Raw genomic sequence first — 4,598 nt, forward strand, 5'->3', positions numbered from 1 at the left:
GGGTGGGTCAAAATTGTTGGCCAGAGGTGGGTCAGATTAATTGGCCATTAACAACCCACATATGGGACTGCTGCTGTGATCACGGCCTGCTCGGCGCAGCGCTGCTCTCCAATCAGGCGGCACCGCACATTCACTTTGTTGACGTGCTTCCCAGGCTGATCAATCAACTGAACGAAAAACTCCAGCGCTTTTATTCAGTGACATCCAGCAACTGGTATACCCACTGCATGGATACTGCCGCATTGCCGCTGGAGCGGTATCCCGGCAAGCACCTGATCATCATTGCCGGTGTGGGTGGAGACCTGATAACGCGCTTTATCCTGGAGATTCATAGCAAGCACCCCCGCGCCCAGCTCGATTTCCTGCTCTGCCCGGTTCATCAGGAATACCCTCTGCGCCAGCAATTAGTTGCTCTGGATTTCAGCCTTAAAGAGGAAGTGCTGGTGAGCGATAATCAGCGTTTTTATGAGGTGTTGCTCGTCTCAGCAGGGAAGAAAGGAACTCCCGAGTGGCGTGAGATCAGCCCCGTGGGCGATACAATATGGCAGGCAGACACCCCTGCGCAGGAGAGCATTGCAAGGAGTTACCTGCACAAGACGTTAAAGCACTACCAGAACAGCCAAAAGGGCAATGCAGACAATGCGCGAGAGGCTATAGATGTTTATCGCGCGGTCACGATCAGCAAATCGCCTCGCAGGCGAACAGAGGAATTTGTGGTCAGATGAATATGGATTAATGCTCTACTGACCCGGCTAACACTAAAATCAATCCAACATCAGGAGATAAAAACCATGTCCGTTTACATAGTTGCCAGATTTAAAATACATGACCGCAGTGAGTACGATAAATATGAAGCTGGCTTCGCAGAGGTCTTCAAAAAATTCGACGGCAAGCTGTTGAGTGTTGATGAGGATCCGACGATATTGATGGGCGACTGGGATGATACTCGTTCGGTAATTATTGAGTTCCCATCAAAAAAATCGGCCTTAGCCTGGATGACATCTGACGAGTATCAAGCTATATCGAAGCACCGTAATGCCGGAAGCACAGCGAACTCTATATTAGTGAAGGGGTTAGAATAAAGAAGGCAAAAAGAAGGAAAATGGGGTCAGATGAGCATTTCCCAGTTTCTGCTAACTGGTCCTGAATTAATCTTCATCTGAGCCCGGTTATTATTCGAGCCCATTCCCTTCAAAATGCGACAACGATAGCTCCTTTTCTACCACCTACCTGTCATCTCTCGCTGTGCTGCGCGGCGGACTTTTTCAGGATAATCGTTAGACAAGTACCAGATCCCTTCAAGCTCGGAAAAATCCAGCCCTCGTCGCTCTGGTCGCAGGCCGGTGCGGAGCAAAAAAACCATATCGCTACTTATCCAGGGATGCCGATACCAATAGTGGTGGCCGCTTATATCAAACCCACGCGCTTGCTTGCCCGCAGATACGTCAATAATTTCAATATTGGTGATTTGATGTTCATGAATGAAAAATTGCTCAGCGCTCTCTGACCGCTCTTCCCCTGCCCTGTTACCCCCACCCATATAGTGGCGTGCAGCGATTAAGGCATTGTCTTCATCGCTTACCGTAATCACCACCTGCTCCGCCAGATCACTTACGCTGCCCAGACGTTCCAGAAACGGCGTCAACTCCACATCGGCAGCGGCAAATATGACTGTTCCAATACGCAAACGTTGCTTGAGCTGATAACTACTTTGATCATGGTATTGGGTTCGAAGCTGATCGAGCGCTCTGGAGGTAACACGAGCGCCCGCGCTGTAGGCAAGCACATTGATTCGCTCGGCGTCTGTGTGCCTGGCTAGCAGCTCCAGCAAGGTGGCGAGTGCGTCGCTGGAAGATTGCGCGCGGTGAACGTCCTCGCGGATCAAATAGTTGAGGATGTTCTGATGCGAAGGCCAGGCAAAGGCTAAGCCAACATAGTCACGGCCAGAAAAGTGGTCGATTTCCGCAGTCAGCGCCGCTGAGTTGAGAAAGCCGACCTTGGTGCCATGCACGTAGACCAGAATTTGGCGGTCTTCTACCTGCGCCAACTCGGCATTTATGTCAGCAAAGTAGCGTTGGGCTCCCTCGCTAAGCATATCTGGCGCTAGACCCGCCGCTATCGGAATCCGGGCCTGCTCGTTCAGGGACTCAAGTTCGAGCGGCAACAGCAGACCGGTCTGGTCATTGATTGAGGCCTCGTATAAATCAGTCCACTTGGTCGTTTCATCACCGATTTGTACGACGGCCTGGCCCAGATGCAAATCCTGTGTGATGTCGTTTCCGTAGCTCAAGGCATCACTCTCGGCTTCTGGCCCTCTGTTGGTTGCATAGAAGATCGGCAACACGGGTATTTGGCGAGCAGGGACCAAGTGCGCAAAGGGGTCTACCACACCGCCCTGGTAGATCACTGGCGAAGGCATAAGCATTAGCGGTTCAGTTGTCGAACATCCGGTAACCAGCAATAACAGGTTGCCCAGTAAAGCGATTAACGGCGTTTTGATCCTTGCGAGGGGATGACGGTTTTCAATTCCTTTGAAAAACATAGCAGCCTTCCTGTTGGACCTATGCGCCAGTGTGTATCTTCACAGGTTAAACTCTAACGCGGAAAGGAAACAGGTCTTGCTAAAGCTTGTTACTAATCTGAGCCTATGCCCTTCTCGGCATCCACTGGAGACACGATGAAAACCACATTCTTCGCTATTGTATTTACAGCATTTGCTCCATTTTCTTATGCGGCAGATCGGTTCTGCGACACCGGCCGCATACATCCAGTTGATGCGCAGTTAGAGCAGGAGATGGATCAGAATGGTGGCACTACTGTTGATATGCGTGAAGCTCAATCCAGAGCACATGCGGGATGGGATGAAGAGCTGAACAGTGTATACCGTGAGCTGATGGCTATCCTTCCCCCGCAAGAGCAACTGCTACTGAGGGATGCACAGAGATCATGGCTGTCTTTCCGTGACACTGAGGCCGAATTTTGGTGGTCGCAGAGTATTTCAGGTGGGGGAAGCTTGCAGCCAATCATCGTTACCGGCTACGGCATCGAACTATTGAAGGCACGAGTGTGCCAACTTACTAAATATAAAAACGCGGCAACACCCATTTGATCGCATCACAAAGATTAATCGCGCAAGACACATTTGGCCCGAGACCCTGACCCCATGAACGAACCGAAACGGAAGACCCTGCTGTCCGATCTGCTGGTCGTAGACCAGATCGACGAGACTCACTTCATTGGGCATCGCCGTGAGGGCGATCACGGCCGCATCTTCGGCGGCGAGGTACTGGCCCAGGCGCTGATGGCGGCTTCCAACACCGTGGCTCCTGAGAAACAGGTGCATTCGGCCCACAACTATTTCATGCGCCCCGGCGACAGCGATCTGCCGATCCACTATGAAGTCTTCGCCGACCTGGACGGTCGTAGCTTCAGCAACCGCCGAGTCGTCGCCCGGCAGAACGACAAGCCGATCTTCAGCCTGACGGCTTCGTTTCAGGCGCTCGAGTCAGGACTGGCCCATCAGCAACCGCTGCCAGAGGTACGGGGCCCGGAGGGCTTGCCTAATGAGCAGGAGCTCGCCCGGACCCATGCCGACCAGCTTCCCGAGAAACTCTTCAATGCTTTGATACGGGAACGCCCGTTCGAGGTTCGTCCGGTTAGTGGTGAGGCGAGCTTTATGACCGTGGAGCCGACGGACCAGCAGAAGACGTGGTTTCGCTGTCGCGAATCGATAGGGAGCGAGGCGACATTGCAGCGAGCCATTCTGGCCTACGCATCGGATCTATCCCTGCTCAGCACCTGCTTGCGGCCCCATGGAATGACCTGGCGTCATTCTCAAATACGTTCTGCGAGCATCGATCACGCGGTCTGGTTCCACGCCGCCGAGATTCGAACCGAGGACTGGCTGCTGTATGTTATGGACAGTCCCTGGTCCGGTGCCTCGCGCGGACTAAACCGAGGCAGCATCTTTACCCAGGATGGCCAGTTGGTCGCCTCGGTAGCGCAGGAAGGCCTGATCAGATTGGTGGAGTGAACTCTGATCGGGGTCAGATACCCTCTTGAAATTCAATAGCTTACTTAGCAATCAGGCTACAAGGACCGGCTCACAGGCAAGTGCCTGACTGGGAATATGTTAGCCTCGTTCCTTTCCCTCACCCGTAGAGATAATCTTCATGAATTTCGCAAGCGACAATCAATCTGGCGTGTCTCCCGCGGTACTCCAGGGGATTGTCGATGCATCTACAGGGGTGGCGGGTTCCTACTCCAATGATCAATGGACGCAGGCGGCGGTTGCACAGCTGTCTGCGATTTTCGAGAAGCCTGTGCATGTGTTTTTTGTGGCGACTGGGACCGCGTCGAACTGCCTGGCGTTGTCCGCGCTGGTGCAGCCGTGGCATTCCATTCTCTGTCATGCGCAAGCGCATATCGCCGTTGATGAACTGAGTGCGCCTGAACTCTTTACGGGCGGTGCTCGCTTGGTGTTGATAGGTGACGATGGCAATAAGCTGACGGCGCAGTGCCTAAGCGACACGCTGCAGTCTATACCCAAAGACCGCCCCCACAACCAGATACCCGGCGCGCTCAGTATCACGCAGTGT

General features: G+C 53.2%; 6 protein-coding genes. 5 read left to right on the forward strand and 1 reads right to left on the reverse strand.

Annotated features, from left to right (window positions below; all coding sequences use genetic code 11):
• Window positions 1-725, forward strand: a 725-nt coding sequence (locus AAC076_RS17215; RefSeq protein ID WP_339848064.1) for a tRNA (adenine(22)-N(1))-methyltransferase TrmK, incomplete at its 5' end; no start/stop codon positions are given.
• A 66-nt stretch (window positions 726-791) separates the two neighbouring features.
• On the forward strand, window positions 792-1,082 hold the full coding sequence (locus tag AAC076_RS17220; protein ID WP_339848067.1) for a DUF1330 domain-containing protein: 291 nt from the start codon (window positions 792-794) through the stop codon (window positions 1,080-1,082).
• Window positions 1,083-1,219: 137 nt separating this feature from the next.
• On the opposite strand, the gene AAC076_RS17225 is transcribed toward AAC076_RS17220, so the two are convergent.
• A complete protein-coding gene (locus AAC076_RS17225) occupies window positions 1,220-2,542 on the reverse strand; it encodes an alpha/beta hydrolase (RefSeq protein ID WP_339848069.1) in 1,323 nt (440 codons plus the stop codon).
• 135 nt (window positions 2,543-2,677) lie between these two features.
• Between AAC076_RS17225 and AAC076_RS17230 the strand changes: the two genes are divergently transcribed.
• The 3 genes from AAC076_RS17230 to AAC076_RS17240 form a co-directional block, all read left to right on the forward strand.
• The gene (locus tag AAC076_RS17230; protein WP_339848070.1) at window positions 2,678-3,109 is read left to right on the forward strand and encodes a lysozyme inhibitor LprI family protein; all 432 of its coding nucleotides are present in this window, start codon (window positions 2,678-2,680) and stop codon (window positions 3,107-3,109) included.
• Between the two features lie 54 nt (window positions 3,110-3,163).
• On the forward strand, window positions 3,164-4,033 hold the full coding sequence (locus tag AAC076_RS17235) for an acyl-CoA thioesterase II (protein WP_339848071.1): 870 nt from the start codon (window positions 3,164-3,166) through the stop codon (window positions 4,031-4,033).
• Between the two features lie 139 nt (window positions 4,034-4,172).
• Window positions 4,173-4,598 (forward strand): beta-eliminating lyase-related protein (locus AAC076_RS17240; RefSeq protein ID WP_339848074.1); only part of this gene is annotated, 426 nt, incomplete at its 3' end.

This window comes from uncultured Halopseudomonas sp. (assembly GCF_963977355.1).
In the GTDB taxonomy this organism is placed as follows: domain Bacteria; phylum Pseudomonadota; class Gammaproteobacteria; order Pseudomonadales; family Pseudomonadaceae; genus Halopseudomonas.

Coding starts and splice junctions, on each gene's coding strand:
- AAC076_RS17220 (WP_339848067.1), top strand. CDS start 792: ATGTCCGTTTACATAGTTGCCAGATTTAAAATACATGACCGCAGTGAG.
- AAC076_RS17225 (WP_339848069.1), bottom strand. CDS start 2,542: ATGTTTTTCAAAGGAATTGAAAACCGTCATCCCCTCGCAAGGATCAAA.
- AAC076_RS17230 (WP_339848070.1), top strand. CDS start 2,678: ATGAAAACCACATTCTTCGCTATTGTATTTACAGCATTTGCTCCATTT.
- AAC076_RS17235 (WP_339848071.1), top strand. CDS start 3,164: ATGAACGAACCGAAACGGAAGACCCTGCTGTCCGATCTGCTGGTCGTA.